Raw genomic sequence first — 2,047 nt, 5'->3', positions numbered from 1 at the left:
GTCTTGATGCCGTTGACGAACGGCATGGGCGAGGAATCGGCAAACTGGATCAGCGCCGGCTCGGCTTCCAGGGCAAAACGGGAGGCTGCGTATTTCGAGTGGCGGATGGTGATTTCCTCGAAATCTTCCACGCCCCACAGATTGCGATTCTGACAAACTGCGCGCAGATAGAAGCTGGCGATGCCGAGGGTGCGGGCTCCGACTTCGGAATTCCAGCAGTAGAAGCCGCGGAAATAGAGATCCGGTTCCCCATTTGGCAGCCGTCCGGCCTGGATCGGGTTCAGATCGTCGACAAGGAACACAAAGACATCGCGGTCTGACGCGTAGAGCGTCGTGGTGTCGCGGGAGATGTCGACGTGCGGATTGTAGATACCTGTCGACCAGTCGAGCACACCGGGTACCTTCCAACGCGTGTCGCCGGTACCGTTGCCGGCGATCTTCTGCACCGCGTCCACCAGTTCTGAGTCAAATATTCTGCCGTAATCAGGGCCTGTTACCGCCCGCAACTCGAGGCGTCCGTTCTCGATCTCCAGCGTCTTGACCTGCTCGGCGCGATGGTTGAGGAGACCATGCTGTAGGTTGATCGCCGCGAGCGGAGCCGGCAGCTGACGCAGATAGGTGGCCGGCGCGCCGACCAGGCTGGCGAGTTGGCCAAAACTCCAATGCGTGGGAGCAACAGGCGCATGCGCATCGGGCAGCATTAGTCTCAGGCGCTCGGGATCGTCGCGGCTGGCCTCGACGCGGATCAGCTCACTTTCGACGATGCGGGTCTTGCTGCGCTCCGATCGGCTCTTCACCGCATTTCCAAGGTCGTTGAGCGACAGGTATCGCTCGTCCGCCGGCCGGTTGAACCATTCTGACGACACGCGGCCAATACGCTGACCGCGGCTGACGTCGACCTTGTAACCGGCACGCTCGTTGCGCTTGGGCGCAAGAATTTCCATCTGGGTCATGGTTGTAGCTCCTCGGCGGGCGCCGGGAGACTCTCTCCCGGACCTTTACCCGCCACCGCAACCCGCCCGCCCTCTTCCTCTCCCGGCACCAGCGCGCCCCTATCAGCCTCGCCCTTGCGGCAGCGGCCGCATCAAGGCTGGCACCCAGGAAGGAAGACTCGGGCGTCAGGAAGCCTGAGCCTGGGACCAAGCGCCGCTTCACCTTCCGGACGCGACAGAATTCCGCTGTGCTTCCTTGCGCGAGAAGACCGAGGCCCATCCGGATTGAGGTAGCGGCCCGACAGGCAACTTCTCTCGAGATTGGGCAACTGCGGTTTCTCTTCGGTCCCTAGCCAATACCTGTATGAACTGACCCAACGTCATGATACGCGAAGTCCGTGTCACGGTCGGAATTGAAAGTGTAATTGCATGTCGAGCAGGTTCGTCCGGCCCGTGGTGGTGCAAGTTGGCCGGCAGGAGCGTGAGCGCGTCATATTCGATGTGAACGACGCAGCCACGATCCTGCTGCGGAGTTTCCCTCAGCAGACGATAAAGCGAAAACTGGCTATGGATGCGTGTCTCCAGGTTCTGCGCGGTGAAGCCCGGACGCCGGTTGCGAGACGGGCCTTCGTTGCAGCGGCGTTGGAAGCGAACATCCTACGCAGCGACTGAGGTTCAAATTGATAGGAGCCTCAACGGCTTCCAAAGTGGCTGGCGGAAGCACAGCTTTCACGCCGCCGCAGCGATGGTCGGGATTTGAGCAGCCGGCACCGATCCTGCCGTTGGGGCAACCAACCCGACGTTTATCTGCTCGACTCGACAACGGCCAGGAAGACGGCAATATCTACCTTGATCGGAGAATGGGATATGCGAGGTTTGCCGAGCGACATCGATGCTGACGTTGTGATTGAAGTCAGTCGGCTTCGCGATGACGCCGAGGATCTGTCGCCTTTGTCGGTGCATGAACTGATCAAACGAATCCGTACGACACTGCAGACGCGCCTTTCCGATCAAGCAATCGAAAAACTGATCGTCGAAATGGCGTCGAAACGCGGGTTACCCATGGTATTCGACACGCCTGCAGCATAGTCAATTCTTCCACATCACTTGGAAAT

Annotated in this window: 3 protein-coding genes; 2 read left to right on the top strand and 1 reads right to left on the bottom strand. The window is 59.9% G+C overall.

The genetic code is table 11. The features are described 5' to 3' along the window. Positions 1-953: DUF932 domain-containing protein (locus ACXJ7R_RS30990; protein ID WP_457155134.1), on the bottom strand; the 953-nt coding region annotated here is incomplete at its 3' end. A 408-nt stretch (positions 954-1,361) separates the two neighbouring features. Here ACXJ7R_RS30990 and ACXJ7R_RS30985 point away from each other — a divergent pair. Continuing rightward, positions 1,362-1,604: a DUF982 domain-containing protein gene (locus ACXJ7R_RS30985; RefSeq protein ID WP_457155133.1), complete on the top strand. Its 243-nt coding sequence runs from the start codon at positions 1,362-1,364 to the stop codon at positions 1,602-1,604. Positions 1,605-1,799: 195 nt separating this feature from the next. Then, positions 1,800-2,021, top strand: coding sequence for a hypothetical protein (locus ACXJ7R_RS30980; protein WP_457155132.1), 222 nt, complete (start codon positions 1,800-1,802; stop codon positions 2,019-2,021). The last annotated feature ends 26 nt before the right edge of the window (positions 2,022-2,047 follow it).

This window comes from Mesorhizobium sp. P5_C1, from assembly GCF_054049815.1.
Note: the sequence above shows the minus strand (reverse complement) of the source record. Positions and strands in the feature narration are given on the sequence as shown.